This window comes from Streptomyces sp. NPDC043878, assembly GCF_056435735.1.
On record NZ_JBWKDW010000007.1, the window covers coordinates 169443 to 189245 of the forward strand.

Below are 19803 nucleotides of genomic sequence, written 5' to 3' on the forward strand. Positions count from 1 at the left end.
GCCTGCCCTCAGGGGCAGAGCCGCTCCACCCGCCAGCCGCCGTCCGCCTCCGCGACGTACCGCAGCCGGTCGTGCAGCCGGTTCTCGCGGCCCTGCCAGAACTCCACCGCCCGCGGCGCCACCCGGAACCCGCCCCAGTGCGGGGGCACCGGGACCTGCTCGCCCTCCGGATAGCGCGCGGCCAGCTCCGCGTAGGAGGCGTCCAGAGCGGCGCGGTCGGCGACGACCGAGGACTGGGCGCTGGCCCAGGCGCCCAGCTGCGAGCCGTGCGGACGGGAGCGGAAGTACGCCGCCGTCTCGTCCCGCCCGGTCCGGCGGGCCACCCCCGTGACGATCACCTGCCGGGCCACCGGGTGCCACGGGAACAGCAGCGAGACGTGCGGGTTCGCGGCGAGGTCGCGGGCCTTGCGGGAGTCGTAGTTGGTGTAGAAGACGAAGCCCCGCTCGTCGAACTGCTTCAGCAGCACCGTGCGCGAGCCGGGCCTGCCCTCCGCGTCCGCCGTCGAGACGATCATGGCGTTGGGCTCGAAGAGCTGCCCCTCCGTCGCGGCCTGCTGGAACCAGCGCGCGAACTGCTGCACGGGAGAAGCGGCCAGGTCGGCCTCGGCGAGGCCCTCGGCCCGGTACTGCTTGCGCATCGAGGCGGGATCGAGGGAGACGGCGTCCGGTTCGGTCACCCGGTCATCCTGCCGTACGCACGACCGCCGTGGCGTCGGCACCCCACGGCCCGCGGATGGCACTCAGTGCCGCGACCACTCCCCAAAGGTGGCACCCGGAGATATGGTGCTGGTGCCATCCCGGTGGGTGACCCCCGGGCGCACCGGGCATCACCCGGGTGACCGCTCAGGACCGCGCGTCCACGAACATCAGGGGTTCGGAACACGGCCGCGGAACCACCGAGCGCCCACGCCGTCCGCCGCGTCCAGCACGCCATCGGTCCCACCCCGAGCAGCCGCGGCACCGACTGCCGCACCTACCGTGAGGAGCCGCCCGATGTCCGACTTCGTACCCGGACTCGAAGGAGTCGTCGCGTTCGAAACGGAGATCGCCGAACCGGACAAGGAAGGCGGCGCCCTGCGATACCGGGGCGTCGACATCGAGGACCTGGTCGGCCACGTCTCCTTCGGCAACGTCTGGGGGCTGCTCGTCGACGGCGCCTTCAACCCCGGCCTGCCGCCCGCCGAACCGTTCCCCATCCCCGTGCACTCCGGTGACATCCGGGTGGACGTCCAGTCGGCACTCGCCATGCTCGCGCCCGTGTGGGGCCTCAAACCCCTCCTCGACATCGACGCCGGACAGGCCCGCGACGACCTGGCCCGCGCCGCCGTCATGGCCCTGTCCTACGTCGCCCAGTCCGCCCGCGGCCAGGGCCTGCCGATGGTGCCCCAGCGAGAGATCGACAAGGCGCAGTCCGTCGTCGAACGCTTCATGATCCGCTGGCGCGGCGAGCCCGACCCCAAGCACGTGGCCGCCGTCGACGCCTACTGGACGTCCGCCGCCGAGCACGGCATGAACGCCTCCACCTTCACCGCCCGGGTGATCGCCTCCACCGGCGCGGACGTCGCGGCCGCCCTGTCCGGCGCCGTCGGCGCCATGTCCGGGCCGCTGCACGGCGGCGCCCCCTCCCGCGTCCTCGGCATGATCGAGGAGATCGAACGGACGGGGGACGCCGAGGCGTACGTCCGGCAGGCCCTGGACCGCGGCGAGCGCCTCATGGGCTTCGGCCACCGCGTCTACCGCGCCGAGGACCCGCGCGCCCGGGTCCTGCGCCGCACGGCCCGCGAACTGGGCGCGCCCCGCTTCGAGATCGCCGAGGCGCTGGAGAAGGCCGCACTGGAGGAACTCCACAACCGCCGCCCGGACCGGGTCCTGGCGACCAACGTGGAGTTCTGGGCCGCGATCATGCTGGACTTCGCCGAGGTGCCGGCGCACATGTTCACGTCGATGTTCAGCTGCGCGCGCACGGCCGGCTGGTCGGCCCACATCCTGGAGCAGAAGCGCACGGGCCGCCTGGTCCGCCCGTCCGCCCGCTACGTGGGGCCCGGGTCACGCGGCCCGCGGGAGATCGAGGGATACGCGGACATCTCCCACTGATCCGGGGAAAGCAGGCGACCCGCGAGCTCGGGTCCTCCGCCTGGGGCGGGGGCGCCGGCCGGACTCACCGGCGAGCTCGCGGGTCGGGTGACTGCGTTGGATTAGGCCGGCTGCGTACGACGCGCGCACGCTGGTCCGGCACCGCAGTGGATGGATGACGGACCGCTAGCCCGCAGCCACCTCACGCGTCCGGGTTTCACTCATGTACCCGATCACCTCCTTTCAGCGTTGGAGCCACCCTAAGAACCGATCGAGCACCGATCAACCGGTTTTCCGGAGATGTTGACCGCCGGTCCGCGGTGGGGTTTTCTGCTGCGGTGTCTGATCTTCGAATAGAGCCGGTCGTCGGCGACGTCATGCTTGAGGAGTGGCGGCAGGTGCACAACGCCGTCGTGCCGCCTGCCGCCCTGGAGTTCGAGGAGGTGCGCGAGCGCGGTGGGCGCAACCGGCTGGACAACGCCTACCTCGGGGACGTGCTGGTGGGCTGCTCGACCGTCCGGCCGCCGGTCGGCGAGGACGCGGTGGCCACCGTCATCGCGCGCGTGCTGCCCGGGTTCCGGCGGCGGGGCTTCGGGACGGCGCTCTACGACCGGGGACTCGCCCACGCGCGCGAGCTGGGCGCCCGGGTGATCGAGACCTGCGTGCTGGCAGCCAACGAGGACGGGCTGCGGTTCGGGCGGGCACGCGGATTCGTGGAGACCGACCGGTATGTGCTGGACGGTGAGACCGCCGAGTGGCTCGACATGCGCCTGGATGCGGGACAGGTGGCGGCCGTGACCTGGGGCGGAGCCCGCTCGTGACAGGCTTCGCGTTCACGGCACACAACGATTCCCTCAATCTTGCGGGAACTCGATGTGTGCTGCGTCACGTTCCAGTTAGATGATTGCAAGTGAGCGAACCGACGCGCCGTACGTGCGGACGCAGCTTGGCAGGGGGTCCAGGTGAGTGCTTCCCGGCGTAGTGGGACCACCGACGAGCTCGGTCCGGACGAACCCGGACGCGAAGGTCCTGAGGGACCCGGTGGTTCGGATCTTCTTGCCGCCCTGCTCGACGGCATGGACGCGGCCCTGTGCGCCTTCGACGCCGACGGTGTGGTCACCCACTGGAACCGGGAGGCCGAACGCATCCTCGGCTGGACCGCGGCCGAGGCCGTCGGACGGCAGGGGTTCGCCGGGTGGGCCGTCCGCCCCGCGGACGCCGAGGAGGTCCAGGGGCGGCTGATGTCCGCCATGCACGCGCCCGGACGGCAGGTGCACGAGTTCGCCCTGCTGACCAAGGACGGGGGACGCGTCCTGGTGCGCACCCAGTCCGCCACCGTGCACGGACCCGACGGGAAACCGGCCGGCGTCTACTGCGCCTTCAGCGAGGTGCACGCCCAGATCGACCTGGAGCGGTCCATCGCGCTGAGCGAGGCGCTCCTGGAGGACGCGAGCTGGGGGGTCGTGCTGGTCGACGTCGACCTGCGGCCCGCCGTCGTCAACGCGTACGCGGCCCGCGCCCTCGGCACCGGGCGCACCGCGGTGCTCGGGCGGCCGCTCGGGGAACTGCTCGCCCAGGGCGTGGAGGAACTGGAGGGCGCGCTCACGCACGTCCTCGCGGAGGGCGCGCCGCCCGCGCCCGCCGAGCTGTGGGTGGGGGTGCGCACCCCGGAGGGCGAGCAGCGGCGCTGCTGGCGCAGCGGCTTCCTGCGGCTGGCCTCGCCGCTCGCCGAGGAGCCCGTACCGCTCGGTGTGGGCTGGCTCTTCCAGGACGTGACCGAGCACAAGCAGGGCGAGCAGGAGGCCGCGCTGCTGCGGTTCAGGACCAACCAGCTGCACCGGGCCGCGCGGGCGGCCGCCGAGTGCGAGGACCCGCGTGAGGCGGCCACGGTCCACCTGGACTTCGCCCTCGCCGGTTTCGCCGACCACGCCCTGATCGACCGGGTGGCGGGCGGCGCGCTCTCCGAGGCGGAGACGGCCGCGCCGGTCCGGCTGGTGCGGGTCGCGGCCACGCCCTCCGGGGCGCCGGGTCCGAGCCTGCTCACCGGACAGGCCGGGCTGCCCGTGCGGTACGGGCAGGGGCATCCGGCGCTGCAGTGCGTGGAGCGGGCGGGGTCCGTGCGGGCGAGCAGGGGGTCGGTGCCGGCCGACCAGTCGCGCGAGTGGGCGCTCAGTCGGCAGTGGCCCGGCGACGCGGTGCACGCCCTGTGCGCGGTGCTGCGCAGCCGGGGGCGGACGCTGGGCGTGGTGACGTTCCTGCGCGGCGGGGGCCGGCCCCAGTTCGAGCGCGCCGACGCGACCTACGCGGAGGACGTGGCGGCGCGCATCGCGGCGGCGCTGGATCTGTCGGGCGTGGCGGAGGAGCGGTAGGGGCGTCCTCCCGGAACCGATCGGTGCCGGTCGGGCACCCTCTCCGGCTTCCCGAGCGCCCCGGTCGGCACCCTCCGGCTCGTGAGCGCCCCGGGGCGAGGCACCCCCGGCCCCTCCCGCCCCGGTCGGGCACCCTCTCCGGTCGGGCACCCTCTCCGGTCGGGCACCCTCTCCGGTCGGGCACCCGCCCCGGTCGGGCACCCTCTCCGGCTTCCCGAGCGCTCTGGTCGGCACCCTCCGGCTCGCGAGCGGCCCGGTCGGGCAACCCCCTACGGCTCCCTCCCGCCCCGGGGCCACGCACCCCGACCCCTCCCGCGTCCGGGACAGGCACCCCCCGGCCCCTCCCGCCCCGGTCAGTGCCGGTAGAAGATCCGGTCGCCGTACTCCTCCATGACGCGGCTGTTCCACTCGTGGCCGCCGTCCACGTTGCCGGAGCGCAGCAGCGGGGGGTCGATACCGCGGTCGGCGAGGGAGCCGGCCGCCGTGGCCATGACCGCCTGGAGGAGGGCCGAGGTGACGACGGTGGAGGCGGGGGCGAAGGGGGCCGGGACGGTGTCGACCGTGAGTTCCGCGTCGCCGATCGCGATCTTCGAGTCGAGGACGATGTCGCAGTGGTCCCTGAGGTAGGTGCCGGAGACGTGCCGTGAGCGGGTCTGCGTCGCGTACGCCACCGAGGTCACGCCGATCACCTTCACGCCCAGCGCGCGGGCGCTGACGGCCATCTCCACGGGGAGCGCGTTGCGGCCGGAGAGGGAGATGATCACGAGGGCGTCGCCCGCGCGCAGCGGTGAGGACTCCAGGACGGCGCTCGCGAGGCCGTCGACCCGCTCCAGTGCCGAGCCGAGCGTGGCCGGCATGACGTCGACGCCGACGACGCCGGGGACGACGAGCAGGTTCATCAGGGCCAGTCCGCCGGCCCGGTAGACCACGTCCTGCGCGGCGAGCGAGGAGTGGCCGGCGCCGAAGGCGAAGAGGCGGCCACCGGCGGCGACGGTGTCGGCGAGCAGGACGCCGGCGGCGTCGATGCTGTCGGCCTCCTCGTCGCGGACCCGCTGCAGCAGGCCGATCGCCGCGTCGAAGAACTGGCCGGCCAGCGTGCGGTCGCTCATACGGGGCCCTTCCGAGCGTCGGGGGTCTGTGCCGCGAATCACGGTGGATCACCGTGCGGTCCGGACCAGCGTGGTGTCAATACGGCGGCGGGGGAGCGCTGGTCGCCGGGTCGTCCGGATGGGTGGACCGGGACGTGAACGCCCGCGTGAGCGCCCGGTTTCCCCGGCGCGGCACGGTTGTCAGTGCTATGCGTCAGAATTGGGTCCAGGGCCAGCGCACGCGCCGCGGAGCCGTCGCGCTTCCGGCAGAGCTAATCGAGGGGCACGTATGTCCGGACTGATCGACACCACGGAGATGTATCTCCGCACCATCCTCGAGCTGGAGGAGGAAGGTGTGGTCCCCATGCGCGCCCGGATCGCCGAGCGGCTCGACCAGAGCGGACCGACGGTCAGCCAGACGGTGGCGCGGATGGAGCGGGACGGCCTGGTGTCCGTCGCGAGCGACCGCCACCTGGAGCTCACGGACGAGGGCCGGCGGCTGGCGACCCGTGTGATGCGCAAGCACCGGCTCGCGGAGTGTCTGCTGGTCGACGTGATCGGCCTGGAGTGGGAGCAGGTGCACGCCGAGGCGTGTCGCTGGGAGCACGTGATGAGCGAGGCGGTGGAGCGGCGCGTGCTGGAGCTGCTGAGGCACCCGACCGAGTCGCCGTACGGCAATCCCATCCCGGGTCTGGAGGAGCTGGGCGAGAAGGACGGCGCGGACCCGTTCCTGGACGAGGGCATGGTGTCGCTGGCCGACCTCGACCCGGGTGTCGACGGGAAGACGGTGGTCGTGCGCCGTATCGGCGAGCCCATCCAGACGGACGCGCAGCTGATGTACACGCTGCGCCGGGCGGGTGTGCAGCCCGGTTCGGTGGTCAGTGTGACGGAGTCGGCGGGCGGGGTCCTGGTGGGCAGCGGTGGCGAGGCCGCCGAGCTGGTGTCGGACATCGCCTCGCACGTCTTCGTGGCCAAGCGCTGAGCTCGGCGGGAGTGGCCGGAGGTGCCCTCACGGGTGGTCAACTGGCGTTGTGGGCGGGGTAGTTGTGGCGTGGCGCCGGTGCCATCGAATCTGGGATTGGCGGGTCCGAAGCGCAGCGCTCGAAGGCTTCGCGTGCGAGGCTGTCGCGTGAGGCATATGACTGGAGGGGCTCTGGGCCGTGGCCCGGCGGTGTGGTCGCCGGACCGGGGAGAGGGGCGGGAGGATGCGCCGCAGACGAACAGAGGGCCCCGGCGCCGTGTGGCGCCGGGGCCTGTCCTCCCCTGTGCTGACCCGGAGCCCCGAGCTCTCAGGGTCATTCCCCTCGGACCGCTTTCCCCGAGTGGTCCGCCTCCCGCTGAAGATCTCCCCTCGGTGGCGGCGATCATTCCTTGAGAGGGGTCACTCGAACGAGGGGTGTTGCTCGCAGAAAGAGCATTTTCGAATACCCATTCGATAGCCTGCGGGGTGACGGGTCACGCGGGACGTGCGCTACAAGGATGTGCACGGAACACCGGCAGGACAGCGGTACGCGAAGCTAGGGGGGTGCCAGGACCATGGCGCGACGCATCGACGTGACCGGGGCGGGCGGCGTACGTCTCGCGGCCTGGGAGTTCGGCGACCCTCCCAAGGCCGATCCGGCGCGCCTCGTACCGAGCCAGGGCGCGCCGCCGGACGGGTCGCCGCCGGCCGGCGGGGCCGCACCGCCCCCTCGCACCCTGGCAGGCGAGCCCGCGCACACCCCGGGCGTGCTGTTACTGCACGGCCTGATGGGCCGCGCCTCCCACTGGGCCTCCACCGCCCGCTGGCTCTCCGAGCGGCACCGCGCCGTCGCCCTCGACCAGCGCGGACACGGCCAGAGCGACAAACCCCCGCACTCGTCCTACACGCGTGAGGCGTACGTCGACGACGCCGAGGCCGCCGTCGAGCAGCTCGGTCTCGGCCCCGCCGTCCTGATCGGCCACGCCATGGGCGCCCTGACCGCCTGGCAGCTCGCCGCCAGACGCCCCGACCTGGTCCGCGGTGTGGTCATCTGCGACATGCGGGCCTCCGCGCTTGGCGCCGCCTCGCAGCGTGAGTGGGAGGACTGGTTCAGGGCCTGGCCGATGCCCTTCGCGACGCTCGCCGACGTACGCAAGTGGTTCGGCGAGGACGACCCGTGGGTGGAGCGCCCGAACCCGTCGCGCGGCGCGTTCTACGCCGAGGTGATGCAGGAGTCCCCGGACGGCTGGCGTCCGGTCTTCGAGCCGCGGCAGATGCTGGAGTCCCGCGAGACCTGGGTGTACGACGCGCACTGGGAGGAGCTCGCCCAGGTGCGCTGCCCCACGCTGGTCGTGCGCGGCCTCGACGGGGAACTGGGCCGGGCCGAGGCCCAGGAGATGGTCCGCGTCCTGCCCCGCGGGGAGTACGCCGAGGTCGCGGACGCCGGCCACCTCATCCACTACGACCAGCCCGAGGCGTGGCGGGCGGCCATCGAGCCGTTCCTCGACGGTGTGCTCACCGCGCCGTGAACCCGCCGGGCCGGGCGACAGGGCGGCGCGGGAAGGACGGACCCGGCGGCTGGGGCCGCCGCGGGGGCGCGGTCAGCCCTTGCTGACGGCCGTCAGGATCTCCGGCAGCCGGCGTGCCGTGCGCGGCGCGGCCAGCCGCAGACCCAGCAGCGTGATCGCCGCGCCGTAGCCGGCACCCGCCGGCAGCAGCAGCCAGCTCCAGGTGCCGGCGCCCTCGCTCACGTTCAGCCAGATCGCCGCCGCGATGACGGGGGCGCACAGCAGGGCGGACGCGATCATGCCGCCGAGGATCGAGACCCAGGCCAGCCCGGCCTGCCCGGGAGCGACGTTCTTGTAGCCCTCCTGCGGGATCGAGTAGGGGAAGCGGGCCGAGGTCCACGCGCCGGTCGCCAGCATCGCGCCGAGCAGCGCGAAGGACACGCCGAGCGCCTCCGGCAGCTGCCGCCAGTCGTCGAGCAGTGCCGTCGTCACCACGGTGACCAGCGTGGCGTAGGGGAGGGTCACCAGGAGCAGTGCCAGTGCCCGGCCGCGCAGCTCGACGTACGCGTCGCGGGCGGAGGAGATGGTCAGCGCGACCATCCAGAAGGCGGAGGTGTCCTGCCCGAACTGGTTGTACATCTGGATGCCGAGCAGCCCGGCGGCGAAGCAGGCGAAGTAGACCGAGCCGGTGCCCTGCGCCGCGTTGACCACCGGCACGATGAGGCCGATGGCCAGGGACGTCACCCAGGCCGCCTTGGTCCTGGGGTCGCGCCAGACGTAGCGCAGGCTGCGTTCCATGACGGTGCCGGTGCGCCCGGCGGGCAGCAGCCGGGCGAGACCGCCCGGGGTCCGCTCCCGCGCCGGGGAGTCGGCGGCCTGGAGGGTGGACCCGTCGGGTGCGGTCATCAACCGGGTCAGATGCCGCGACCACACCGCGAGGAGCGCCGCCAGCGCCGCCGCGTTCAGCGCGAGCTGCGCGACCGCGACGCCGTAGGACCCCTCGCTCGCCGCGCGCACGGCGCCGATCGCCGACGCGGGCGGCACCCAGCGCAGCACCTCGGCCGCCGGGTCGAGCTGCGCGAGGCCGGAGGTGCCCAGCCGCTGCGCCCCGAAGTTGACCAGCTGCGCCCCGATGGCCACGACCAGTCCGCTCAGCACCGCGAGATCCCGGCCCTTGCGGCTGGTCAGCAGCCGTACGTTGGCGGCGGCCACGGCCCGCGCGAGGGCCACGCACACCAGCAGCGCGAGCACCACACCGACGACGCCGACGACCCAGGCGGCACCGCCGTGCGCGAGTGCCACCACGGAACCCGCCAGCAGGCACAGCGTGAACAGCGGCCCGATGCCGACCAGCGAGGCCACCAGCAGGGCTCGCACCAGCGGCCGGGGCCGCAGCGGCAGCATCACCAGACGGGTGGGGTCGAGGGTCTCGTCGCCGCTGGGGAAGAACAGCGGCATCACCGCCCAGCCCAGCGCCAGCACCGCGACCAGCAGTACCACCACGGACTCCGCGTGCGCGTGTCCGCGCAACGCGATCAGACCGAGCAGTTGCAGCGCGGCGAACAGCAGGGTGACGGCGGCCGACGCGATGTACGCGGCCCGCCGCCCCCCGGACCGCCTGAGCCCGTTGCGCAGCAGCGACAGCTTCAGCCGTACGACGACGGGGGTGACGTCGGAGCTCATCGCGCCCCGCCGCCCAGCCAGTCGAGGTCGGAGCCGGTGGCGCGGCCGTTCGCCCCGACGAGTTCCAGGAACGCCTGCTGGAGGGAGGGCGCCTCTCCGCGCACCTCGGCGAGGGTGCCGTGGGCGCGGATGCGGCCCGCCGCCATGACGGCCACCCAGTCGCACAGCGACTCGACGAGCTCCATCACGTGGGAGGAGAAGACGACGGTGGCGCCGGAGGACGTGTACCGCTCCAGCACCCCCCGGATGGTCTGCGCGGACACCGGGTCGACGCCCTCGAACGGCTCGTCGAGGAAGAGGACCTCGGGATTGTGGAGGAGCGCGGCCGCGAGACCGATCTTCTTGCGCATGCCCGTGGAGTAGTCGACGACCAGCTTGTGCTGGGCTCCGGCCAGGTCGAGGACGTCGAGGAGCTGGGTGGCGCGCCTGTCGACCTCGGCACCGGGCAGGCCGCGCAACCGGCCGGAGTAGCCGAGCAGTTCGCGTCCCGACAGCCGCTCGAAGAGCCGCAGTCCCTCCGGCAGCACCCCGATCCGCGCCTTGACCGCGACCGGGTCGCGCCAGACGTCGTGCCCGACGACCTCGACGCTCCCCTGGTCGGGCCGCAGCAGCCCGGTCACCATCGACAGGGTGGTGGTCTTCCCGGCACCGTTGGGACCCACCAGCCCGATGAACTTCCCGGCGGGCAGCTCCAGATCGATCCCGGCCACGGCGACCTGCTGCCCGAACCGTTTCCACAGCCCCCGAACCCGCACGGCCGCCGCGTCCGCCACTCGTCCCTCGGTCATGCGAGAACCCTACGGCGGAACACCCGGCCAAAGGGGGCGGGGGGAACCGCGCGACAGGCCACGACGTGCCCGCGCCCCCGCAGTCGCCACCTGTCCGCGACCGGTCCGCACCCGGCAGGCGCGACGGCGGACGACTACCGGTCCCGGCCGCACGCGTAGGCGAGCGGCGAGACCAACTCCTCCGCGTCGGGCAGCCACCGGTTGGCGGGGGTCGGCCGGCACGCCCACTGGACGGCCCCCCGTGACCCGAAGCGCGTCGGCGGCCCGGCGACGTAGGAACCCTCGCCCAGCGCGACCAGGTCGAGCAGGGAGGGGGACCAGCCGAGCCTGCGCACCAGCTCCGGCATCTTCGCCGAGGCACCCGGCAGGACGAGGAAGTGCATCCGGCGGTCCGGCGTCAGCGTCACCGGACCGAGCGTCAGCTCCATCCGCTCCATCCTGGCCAGGGCGAGGAATCCGGCCGTCTCGGTGACGGAGATCGCGTCGAACGTGCGGCCCGTCGGCAGCAGGATCGACGCGGTGGGGTGCGTGGACCACATCCGGCGCGCCACGGTCGCGCTGCCCGTCGCCTGCGTCGCCCAGTCCTCGCGCGCCGGATGTGCGCCGGGGGCGGCGCACGCGGCGTCGCCACACGAGCAGTACTGCACCCCGTCCACGGCTTCCAGCCAGGTCCCGGGGACGACGTCCCAGTGGCGTTCCTCGGCGTAGCGTACGGCTGTCTCCAGCAGCGATTCCCCGCGCTGCTTCGGAATCTGAGCGGCTTCGGTGCCCGCGATCGTCTCGTCCACGCTCCACTCAACTCCCGCGTCCACCTGGAGTTACGGGGGTAGCGCGCGCGGGGGAGGAGCATCGATTCGGCGCCTGGGGCGCATGGATGCACGGGTGGGGGCGCGCGGGAGGATCCGCGACGGGAGCTGGGTACCCAGGTGGGGGGTCGGGCTTTTGTCTTTACCCCGGCAATCCTCGCATGCCTCGCATTTTCGGTATGTCCGCGGGGCATTGATCTTCACGGCCGGATCTTTGCGGTGCACGAACCGGTGCAGCGTGACGCTCGCGGTCGCGAAAGACATGTCAACTCGGTGCGTGGGCAGGCACCGCAGCCACAGGGGGTACGCCAATGGCCGCAAGGCCGCTCGTCGCGCGGCAGCCGAACGAACGACTGCAGGCGCTCATCCAGGAGGCCGGCTGCTCGAACGCGGGGCTGGCCCGCCGGGTCAACATGTGCGGTGCCGAGCACGGCCTCGACCTGCGCTACGACAAGACGTCCGTGGCCCGCTGGCTGCGGGGACAGCAGCCGCGCGGGCGCGCCCCGGCGATCATCGCCGAGGCGCTCGGCCGCAAGCTGGGCCGGACGGTCACGATCGACGAGATCGGCATGGCCAACGGCAAGAACCTCGCCTCCGGCGTCGGTCTGCAGTTCTCGCCGACCGTGCTGGGGGCCATCGAGCAGGTCTGTGAGCTGTGGCGCAGCGATGTCGGGCGCCGCGACTTCCTGTCCGGTTCCTCCGTCGCCGCGTCCGCGCTGGTCGAGCCGAGCCGTGACTGGCTGATCTCCTCGCCCGACTCGCAGGTCGCGCGGGCGGCGGGACCGCGGGTGGGGCAGTCCGACGTGGCGGCCGTACGCGCGATGACCCAGGCGCTCACCGACCTGGACCACCAGTACGGCAGCGGGCACGTGCGCCCGGTCGTCGTGCACTACCTCAACAGCGTCGTGTCCGGGCTGCTGGCCGGCTCCTACCGGGAAGCCGTGGGGCGCGACCTGTTCGCGGCGGTGGCCCGACTGACCGAACTGGCGGGCTACATGGCCGTGGACACCGGCCAACCGGGCCTCGCCCAGCGCTACTACATCCAGGCGCTGCGTCTCGCGCAGGCGGCGGGTGACCGCGGCTACGGCGGCTATGTGCTCGCCGCGTCCATGAGCCACCTCGCCGCGCAGCTCGGGAACCCGCGTGAGATCGCCCAGTTGGCGCGGGCGGCGCAGGAGGGGGCGCGTGGGCGGGTGACCCCGCGCGCCGAGGCGATGTTCCACGCGGCGGAGGCGCGTGGGCACGCCCTGCTGGGCGACGCGCGGGCCGCCCAGGCGGCGTCCGGGCGGGCGATCGGCGCGCTGGAGTCGGCGGACGCCGCCTCCGGGGACGACGCGCCGTGGATCACGCACTTCGACGAGGCCTACCTCGCCGACGAGTTGGCGCACTGTCACCGTGACCTGGGGCAGGCCGACGCGGCGGCGCGGTGCGCGCAGGAGTCCCTGGACGGGCATCCCGAGACCCGGGCGCGCCGGCGAGCCATCGGATACGTGCTCCTCGCCACCGCGCAGGTGCAGCAGCGTGAGGTGGAACAGGCCTGCAACACCGGTATGAAGGCGGTCGAGTTGCTGGAATCGCTCCGCTCCAACCGGGGCGCGGAGTACCTGGAGGACCTCCAGACGCGACTGGAGCCGTACCGGGAGGAGCCGGTGGTCAGGGAGTTCGGGGCGCGCCTGGAGCTGCAGGCGGCGGCGTGAGGGAGGCCGCGGACACATGAACGTGCGGGGAACGGCGGGTTGACGCGCACGGGGGGACATGTACAGCGGTCCGCGGACCGGTTCTGTTACCGCCGTCACAGGGAAGGAGGTCCCGTCCTGAGCTGCGTGGCACCGGGCTCCGGGGACCCGGTAGCGTGAGCCGACGATTCCGAAGGTCCCCCATCAGTAGGAGTCCCGGTGACGCAGAGTGGACAGGGCGAGGAGCCCTCGGCGCGCCCCGCGCGCGAAGGCATCGTGCTGCCCTCCGACGGCGGGGAACCCCTGCTGCCGGGCATGACAGGCGGTTACCCGGGCGGCGCGTACGGCGGCCGCCGGGCGGGCCAACGAGACGGCGACGGCCAGGCCGGCCAGGCCGGCCAGGCCGGCGACGGCGGCCCGAACGGCGACGGCGGCCAGAACGGTCAGTACGGCGCCCAGAGCGGCCGGTACGGCGCCCAGGACGGTCAGTACGGCGGCCAGGGCGCTCACGGTGACCCGTACGCGGGTCACGAGGCCGCTCAGCAGGGCGGCGATCCTTACGGCGACCGCGGGGCCGCGCGGCGGAGCGGGCCGCAGGGCGGGCACCAGGGCGGGCACCAGGGTGGTCCGTACGCCGGGCAGCAGACCGGTCCGTACGGCGATCAGGGCGCCGCGCCGCAGGGCGGGCAGCGGCCCCCGGCCGTGTCGCCGAACGGCGGCCAGGCGTGGGGCACGTCCTGGGGCCCCGGACAGGAGCAGGCCCCGGCGCCGCAGCCGGGGCGGGGCGGCTGGGACAGCCCGCCCGCGCAGCAGGCGCCGTGGGGCGCCCCCGAGGCGTCCGGCGGCGGCATACCGTCCCAGCCGCTGCCCGCGGAGGAGACGCGCACCCCTCCGTCGTACGGACCCGCCGGCGGCTACGGGCCGCCCGCGGCGGGTGGCTACGCCGAGGAGGGTGCCACCCAGTTCCTCCCGCCGGTCCAGGCGGGCCCCGCCCCCGGGACGGAGGGCGCCACCCAGTTCCTCCCGCCGGTCCAGGCGGGCCCCGCCCCCGGGACGGAGGGCGCCACCCAGTACCTGCCGCCCGTCCCCGCGGACGAGGGGGCCACCCAGTACATCCCGCCGGTGGGTCCCGGGGCGCTGCCGCCGGAGATACCCGCGGAGTCCGCCGCCGAGTCGACGCACTACCTGGGCCGTGCCCGGCAGGCGGGTCCGGGCGCGGGCCCGCTGCCGCCGGCCGCCCACCCCGACGCGCAGGCCACCCAGTTCATCCCGCCCGTGCCCGGGCAGAACGCCGCGCCGCCGTACGGCGGGGAGCAGGACCGGCAGCCGCCCGCCGAGTTCGACAACCTCTTCCGCAGCGGGCCGGGCGGTGACGGCCCGGCCGGAGCCACCCAGCAGCTGCCGCGCTTCGCGCAGCCCGGGCCCCAGCGCCCCGCGCCCGCCGCCCACTCCCCGCAGCCCGCCCACACCCCGCCCGGCCAGGGCGCCGGCCACCGCGGCTACGACGAAGGTGACGACGCCGGCCGGGGGGGCCGGGGCGGCCGGAGCGGCTCGCGTCTGCCGTTGATCGCCGCCGTCGGTATCGGTATCGCCGTGCTCGGTATCGGCGCGGGAGCGCTGCTCTCCGGCGGCGGGGGCGACAACGGGAGCGACGACAAGGACCAGGCCGTGTCCGCGACGGCGCCCACGACGCGGGGGTCCGCCTCGCCGTCGGCCGATCCGGCCGAGCGGCAGGCCACGGCCCTGGACAAGCTGCTCGCCGACAGCGGGGCGAGCCGGGCCTCGGTGATCAGCGCGGTGGCCGACGTGAAGAACTGCGACAACCTGGGCCAAGCGGCCAAGGACCTGCGGGGCGCGGCCGCGCAGCGCGGTGAACTCGTCACCCGTCTGTCCGGGCTCAAGGTCGACAAGCTCCCCGGCCACGCCGAGCTGACCACCGCTCTCACCAAGGCGTGGCAGGCGTCCGCGTCGGCCGACGAGCACTACGCGGCCTGGGCCGACCAGACCGCCGGCCGCAAGGGCTGCAAGAAGGGCCAGGCCCGCACCACCGGCCAGACCGTGGCCGGCAACCAGGCGAGCGGCACGGCCAGCACCCAGAAGGCCAGGGCGTCCCAGCTGTGGAACGCGATCGCGAAGTCGTACGGCCTGACCCAGCGCACGCCGACCCAGCTGTGACCCGGCGGGCCGGGCCGCGTCCGCGAGCCCGGCCCTGCCGCGGCACTAGTCCAGCTGGGCGTTCGCCAGGGTTCTCGTCACGTCGGTGAAGCCCTTGCCGGCCGCCACGAGCCGGCCCTGTCGTACGACCTGGAGGGTGACGTCCGCGTTGACCAGGCGCGGGAAGCCGACGGTGGCGAGCCGGCTCTGGAAGGTCCAGCGCAGGGTGGGCGTGAGCCCGCCGGTGGTGACCTTCAGTCCCTCGTCGAGGGCGTGGGTGACGGCGTCGGCCGTCACGTCGCCGCCGCCGAGCGACTCGATCACCTGCTGGAAGACGGTGTAGGCGATCCACGTGGTCTGCACGCCGGCGTCCGCCGGGTCGATGCGGTTGTCGTCGAACGCCTGCTTGCTGATCACTTCCTTCATGCCGTCCCAGCGCTTGTCGGTCACCACCGGGTACCAGCCGGTGATGTACGCCCCCTCGTAGGGCCCCGACCGCCCGCCGGACCCGTTGATCACCGTCTGGTCGACGCTGCCGAGGGTCATCGCCGTGCGCACCGCGGGGAAGTCCTCGCGGGCGCGGCGGAAGGAGTCCATGAAGGTGCCGGTGCGGTCGCCCAGCGCCGGCACCACGCAGCCCCTCTTCGCCGGGTCGGTGGTGATGGCCCGCAGGACGCGGTCCGACTGCCCCGAGTACTCGGTGGCGTCCTCCTGCGCCAACTGGTCGCGGGAGTCCGGGTGTCCGCCCGTGGCCAGTCCGGAGTCGAGCAGACCGGGCAGCTCGTCGCCCGCGATGCTGTCGGGGCGTACGAGGGCCACGGGGCCGCAGCTCCCGGCGAGTTCCCGGCCGAGGCCGGCCAGGAGGGTCGGCTGGCCGCCGTTGACCGGGTAGGACAGTGGGCTGGTGAACTCCCCGTTGGTGACGCCGTATCCGCCGATGTACGGGATGCCGGCGCCCTCCAGGGGAGGGAGGAAGGAGTCGCTGTACTGGCTGTAGGAGCCGACGACGGCGACGACGTTCTCGTCCACCGCGCGGCGCGCGCACTTCGCGGCGGTCACGCTGTCGTTGTGGTCGTTGCAGGTCAGGACCTTCAGCTTGCGGCCGTTGATGCCGCCCTTGCCGTTGATCCAGCGGGCGTAGGCCTGCGCGAAGGCGGGCATGCCGGGTTTGTTGGTCGCGGCGGTGTCGCTCGGGGCCCAGGTCATGACGGTGATCGGGTCGTCCCCGGAGCCCCCCGTGACACCGGGGACGACCCCGCAGCCGGCCGCGAGTGACACACACGCCACCAGCGCCCCCGCGCGCAGGGCGGTGGTTCTGACGGGCCGGGTGATCGTGGGGAGGAAGGTGCTGCGGAAGCGTCGCCTGCCGGTCATGGGCACACACGCTTCCGCCACATCACCAACCTGGGGATGACCGTCGGTTAGTGCGCGGTGACACCGGGGTGAATTGCGGGGGTCGGTGAGCCGCCCGCGCGGAGGAACGTACGATCGATGACCGTGCAAGGTTCGGAGAACTCTTCCCGTCGCGGCCGTCGCTCCCCCACCATGGGCGGCATGCCACAGAACGACATGCCCTGGTGGCGCTGGCGCAGCAATGTGCGTTCCGCGCTGCACATGCTCTCCGACCCGGCGTTCCAGCAGGACGTCTGGCTGGCCGGCGTGGAGGGGTACGGCGACGTCACCGACGCCGTGTACCGCCTCGTCGAGGACACCTGGCTGGACAACTGGTCCGCCGAGAAGTACGTCGGCACGATATTCCGGGACTCGCAGGAGGCGGCGCTCGTCGACACCGCCGTCCTGCGGGTGCTGCGGATCATGCACCAGGTCGGGCCCGACGCCCAGGTCTCCGCGTACGTCGACCACCAGGCGTGGCCGGAGGCGGTGCGGGCGGCGCGGGACGCGCACGTGCGGATGGCGGCGGCCGACGGGGAGGACCCGGACACCCCGCCGCGCACGCTGGAGGTGCTGCGGATCATGACGCGGTCCGCGTAGCGGACGACCGTCCGCCCGTGCGGGCGGATATGGGACCCTGGGCTGCATGAACGAGCAGTCCGGCCCAGTCGCGGCCCCCGCCGACCAGTACGTCCTGACCCTCTCCTGCCCGGACAAGCAGGGCATCGTGCACGCCGTGTCGAGCTACCTCTTCATGACCGGCTGCAACATCGAGGACAGCCAGCAGTTCGGCGACCACGACACGGGACTCTTCTTCATGCGCGTCCACTTCTCGGGGGACGCGCCGGTGACGGTGGACAAGCTGCGGGCCAGCTTCACGGCGATCGGTGACGCCTTCCACATGGACTGGCGGATCAGCCGGGTCGAGGACCGGATGCGGGTCGTGCTGATGGTCAGCAAATTCGGGCACTGCCTCAATGACCTGTTGTTCCGCGCCAGTATCGGGGCGCTGCCGGTGGAGATCGCGGCCGTGGTGTCCAACCACACCGACTTCGCCGAGCTCGTGGGGTCGTACGACATCCCCTTCCACCACATCCCGGTGACCAGGGACACCAAGGCGGACGCGGAGGCGCGGCTCCTGGAACTCGTGCGGGAGCAGGACGTGGAGCTGGTCGTGCTGGCCCGCTACATGCAGGTGCTATCCGACGACCTGTGCAAGCAGCTCAGCGGGCGGATCATCAACATCCACCACTCGTTCCTGCCGAGCTTCAAGGGCGCCAAGCCCTACCACCAGGCGCACACCCGGGGCGTGAAGCTGATCGGCGCGACCGCGCACTACGTGACCGCCGACCTCGACGAGGGCCCGATCATCGAGCAGGAGGTCGAGCGTGTGAGCCACGGCGTCACGCCGGACCAGCTGGTCGCGATCGGCCGGGACGTCGAGTGCCAGGCGCTGGCGCGGGCCGTGAAGTGGCACGCGGAGCGCCGCATCCTTCTCAACGGGCGCCGCACGGTCGTCTTCGCGTAGGCGGCCCCGGCCGAAACGACGGCCCCGGCTGAAACGGCGGCCCCTACATCCGGCTCATCGAGGCCGCCGCGAACAGGACGTCCCTGATCGCCTTCCGGTCTCCGAGCTGGCCGGCGGCGGCCTCCTGCGGGGACACGTGGCCGGCGGCCAGGCGGCAGAACTCGACGCCGTCGAGCGCCACATGGGCCACCTCGCGGTCCGCGGAGCCCACCGCGGCCGGGGAGTCCAGCGGGATCAGCCACTCGCCGCCGCCCAGGCCCTCGATCTCCAGCCGCAGGCTGCGGCCGGGTTCGCCCGCCGGGACGAGGTGCCGGCCCGGTCCCGGCAGGGCGAGGCCGCCCTGCCGGCGTGCGGCCAGCACCAGGGGCAGCATCCGGGCGGCCAGGTCGATCATGCGGTGCAGGTGGCGTGCGGAGGGCGGCTCGTACGGGTAGTCGACCGCCTCGGCGATGTCCTCGGCGTGCACCCAGCACTCGAAGGCGCGGTCCAGCATCGCGTCGTGCAGCGGCAGTTCGAACCCGCCGTAGGCCACCGGCAGCCGACCGGCGCGTCCGCCGGTGAAGGACACCGTGCGCACGATGTCGTGGCTCTGTTCCCGCCATGGTGTCCGGACCGCGCGGGTGGGCGGGAAGTGGGAGGCCCGCCAGTACGCCTCGGTGCGGGCGGCCGGGCCCGGCGCGTCCGACCTCACTTCCCCGAGCGGGTCGTCGAGGCCCAGCGCGACGGCGACCAGGCCGTCGACCGTCAGCAGGTGCGCGATGACACCGGCGACGGTCGTACGACGGCTGGTCGCCGAGTCCGCCTCGAACCAGCGCAGCCGTACGGGGGCGTGCCACTCGGCGTCCCCGATGTCCTGGAGCAGCGCGTCCAGGCGCGCGGTCTCGGCGTCGTAGGGGCCGGCCCAGTCGGGCACCGGGATGCGCGGCGGCCGCCGGTCGAGGCAGCCCTCCAGGACGCGGGTGCGCAGGGCGGGGTCCAGGTCGAGGCTCTCGGGCGGATGGAGCAGGCCGACCGCCTCGCGCAGCCGCAGCGCCTCGTCCGCGCAGGTGCCGCAGTCGCCGAGGTGTTCCTCGACGGCCTCCGTCTCCTCCGGCGCGCACGCGGCCAGCGCCCACGCCCCGAGAAGCGCCTTCAGGACGTGGTGCTCCAGGGCGAGCGGGGCGGACGCGGCGGACGGGACGGACGGGACGGACGCCGACAGGGGGTCCCCGGTCCGGCCCGGGGTCACGAGCGCCGGGTCGGCCGCCAACGAGTTGGCCACGGCCGGGTCGGCCGCCGTCGGGTCGGCCGCCGTCGGGTCGGCCGCCGTAGGGTCGGCCGCCGTAGGGTCGGCCGCCGTAGGGTCGGCCGCCGGTGAGCCGGCCACCGCTGAGTCGGCAACCGCCGAGTCGGCAACCACCGGGTCGGCCGTCGTCGGATCGAGCGCCGTCGGGTCGGCCGCCGTCCGGTCGGCCGGTGACGGGGAGTCCTCCGGCACGTTCAGCGCGGGCAGGGGCCGTCCGCCGTCCTCGACCGAGGCGCGGGGCAGGGGGATACGGGGCGAGCGGCCCGGTTCCCCGCCACCGCCGCCGGGACTGCCGGGGACGCCGGGGTCATCGGGGCCGGAGGGGACGACGGGGTCACCGGGGCCGGAGGGGGAGCCGGGGCCGGAGGGGGCGCCGGGGCCGTCCGCGCCGTCCGGTGATCTACCGGGTTCCTCGTGCGCGCCCCCGTGCACGGCGTCGTAAGCGTCCGCGTACGGGTCGTCCTTCTCGTCCTCCGCGTCGCCGCTGCCTTC

16 protein-coding genes are annotated in these 19803 nt (G+C 73.7%); 9 read left to right on the forward strand and 7 right to left on the reverse strand.

Annotation, left to right across the window (positions count from 1 at the left end):
• Nucleotides 1-8: 8 nt before the first annotated feature.
• On the reverse strand, nucleotides 9-677 hold the full coding sequence (gene pdxH, locus AC07AZ_RS12540) for a pyridoxamine 5'-phosphate oxidase (RefSeq protein ID WP_478846686.1): 669 nt from the start codon (nucleotides 675-677) through the stop codon (nucleotides 9-11).
• Between the two features lie 316 nt (nucleotides 678-993).
• Between pdxH and AC07AZ_RS12545 the strand changes: the two genes are divergently transcribed.
• The 3 genes from AC07AZ_RS12545 to AC07AZ_RS12555 all read left to right on the forward strand — a co-directional run bounded on the left by AC07AZ_RS12545 (nucleotide 994) and on the right by AC07AZ_RS12555 (nucleotide 4442).
• Entirely contained in the window at nucleotides 994-2094 is a 1101-nt protein-coding gene (locus AC07AZ_RS12545) for a citrate synthase 2 (protein WP_478846688.1), read from the forward strand.
• A gap of 317 nt (nucleotides 2095-2411) precedes the next feature.
• Nucleotides 2412-2894 (forward strand): N-acetyltransferase family protein, encoded by a 483-nt coding sequence (locus AC07AZ_RS12550; protein ID WP_478846690.1) that lies wholly within the window; start codon nucleotides 2412-2414, stop codon nucleotides 2892-2894.
• A 141-nt stretch (nucleotides 2895-3035) separates the two neighbouring features.
• A complete protein-coding gene (locus AC07AZ_RS12555; RefSeq protein WP_478846692.1) occupies nucleotides 3036-4442 on the forward strand; it encodes a PAS domain-containing protein in 1407 nt (468 codons plus the stop codon).
• Between the two features lie 353 nt (nucleotides 4443-4795).
• On the opposite strand, the gene AC07AZ_RS12560 is transcribed toward AC07AZ_RS12555, so the two are convergent.
• Complete coding sequence (locus AC07AZ_RS12560) at nucleotides 4796-5551, reverse strand: SIS domain-containing protein (RefSeq protein WP_478846694.1); 756 nt, start codon at nucleotides 5549-5551, stop codon at nucleotides 4796-4798.
• Between the two features lie 268 nt (nucleotides 5552-5819).
• On the opposite strand from AC07AZ_RS12560, the gene AC07AZ_RS12565 reads away from it, so the two are divergent.
• Both AC07AZ_RS12565 and AC07AZ_RS12570 read left to right on the forward strand, forming a co-directional pair.
• Nucleotides 5820-6512, forward strand: a complete 693-nt coding sequence (locus AC07AZ_RS12565) for an iron-dependent transcriptional repressor DtxR (RefSeq protein WP_478846696.1) — start codon at nucleotides 5820-5822, stop codon at nucleotides 6510-6512.
• Between the two features lie 554 nt (nucleotides 6513-7066).
• Nucleotides 7067-8020 (forward strand): alpha/beta fold hydrolase, encoded by a 954-nt coding sequence (locus AC07AZ_RS12570; RefSeq protein ID WP_478846698.1) that lies wholly within the window; start codon nucleotides 7067-7069, stop codon nucleotides 8018-8020.
• 72 nt (nucleotides 8021-8092) lie between these two features.
• Here AC07AZ_RS12570 and AC07AZ_RS12575 read toward each other — a convergent pair whose 3' ends face one another.
• From AC07AZ_RS12575 to AC07AZ_RS12585, 3 genes are all read right to left on the reverse strand, one after another.
• On the reverse strand, nucleotides 8093-9682 hold the full coding sequence (locus AC07AZ_RS12575) for a transporter (RefSeq protein ID WP_478846700.1): 1590 nt from the start codon (nucleotides 9680-9682) through the stop codon (nucleotides 8093-8095).
• On the reverse strand, nucleotides 9679-10470 hold the full coding sequence (locus tag AC07AZ_RS12580) for an ABC transporter ATP-binding protein (protein ID WP_478846702.1): 792 nt from the start codon (nucleotides 10468-10470) through the stop codon (nucleotides 9679-9681). The genes AC07AZ_RS12575 and AC07AZ_RS12580 overlap by 4 nt, the downstream gene beginning before the upstream one ends.
• A 134-nt stretch (nucleotides 10471-10604) precedes the next feature.
• The gene (locus tag AC07AZ_RS12585; RefSeq protein ID WP_478846704.1) at nucleotides 10605-11258 is read right to left on the reverse strand and encodes a bifunctional DNA primase/polymerase; all 654 of its coding nucleotides are present in this window, start codon (nucleotides 11256-11258) and stop codon (nucleotides 10605-10607) included.
• 329 nt (nucleotides 11259-11587) lie between these two features.
• Between AC07AZ_RS12585 and AC07AZ_RS12590 the strand changes: the two genes are divergently transcribed.
• Together AC07AZ_RS12590 and AC07AZ_RS12595 are read left to right on the forward strand one after the other, a co-directional pair.
• The gene (locus AC07AZ_RS12590) at nucleotides 11588-12973 is read left to right on the forward strand and encodes a transcriptional regulator (protein ID WP_478846706.1); all 1386 of its coding nucleotides are present in this window, start codon (nucleotides 11588-11590) and stop codon (nucleotides 12971-12973) included.
• A gap of 198 nt (nucleotides 12974-13171) precedes the next feature.
• Nucleotides 13172-15127, forward strand: coding sequence for a hypothetical protein (locus AC07AZ_RS12595; RefSeq protein ID WP_478846708.1), 1956 nt, complete (start codon nucleotides 13172-13174; stop codon nucleotides 15125-15127).
• Between the two features lie 45 nt (nucleotides 15128-15172).
• Here AC07AZ_RS12595 and AC07AZ_RS12600 read toward each other — a convergent pair whose 3' ends face one another.
• On the reverse strand, nucleotides 15173-16480 hold the full coding sequence (locus AC07AZ_RS12600) for an ABC transporter substrate-binding protein (protein WP_478846710.1): 1308 nt from the start codon (nucleotides 16478-16480) through the stop codon (nucleotides 15173-15175).
• Between the two features lie 117 nt (nucleotides 16481-16597).
• Between AC07AZ_RS12600 and AC07AZ_RS12605 the strand changes: the two genes are divergently transcribed.
• Nucleotides 16598-17098: an SCO4402 family protein gene (locus tag AC07AZ_RS12605; protein ID WP_478846712.1), complete on the forward strand. Its 501-nt coding sequence runs from the start codon at nucleotides 16598-16600 to the stop codon at nucleotides 17096-17098.
• Nucleotides 17099-17144: 46 nt separating this feature from the next.
• On the forward strand, nucleotides 17145-18026 hold the full coding sequence (gene purU, locus AC07AZ_RS12610) for a formyltetrahydrofolate deformylase (RefSeq protein WP_478846714.1): 882 nt from the start codon (nucleotides 17145-17147) through the stop codon (nucleotides 18024-18026).
• A 43-nt stretch (nucleotides 18027-18069) separates the two neighbouring features.
• On the opposite strand, the gene AC07AZ_RS12615 is transcribed toward purU, so the two are convergent.
• Complete coding sequence (locus AC07AZ_RS12615) at nucleotides 18070-19254, reverse strand: maleylpyruvate isomerase N-terminal domain-containing protein (RefSeq protein WP_478846901.1); 1185 nt, start codon at nucleotides 19252-19254, stop codon at nucleotides 18070-18072.
• Nucleotides 19255-19803: the final 549 nt, after the last annotated feature.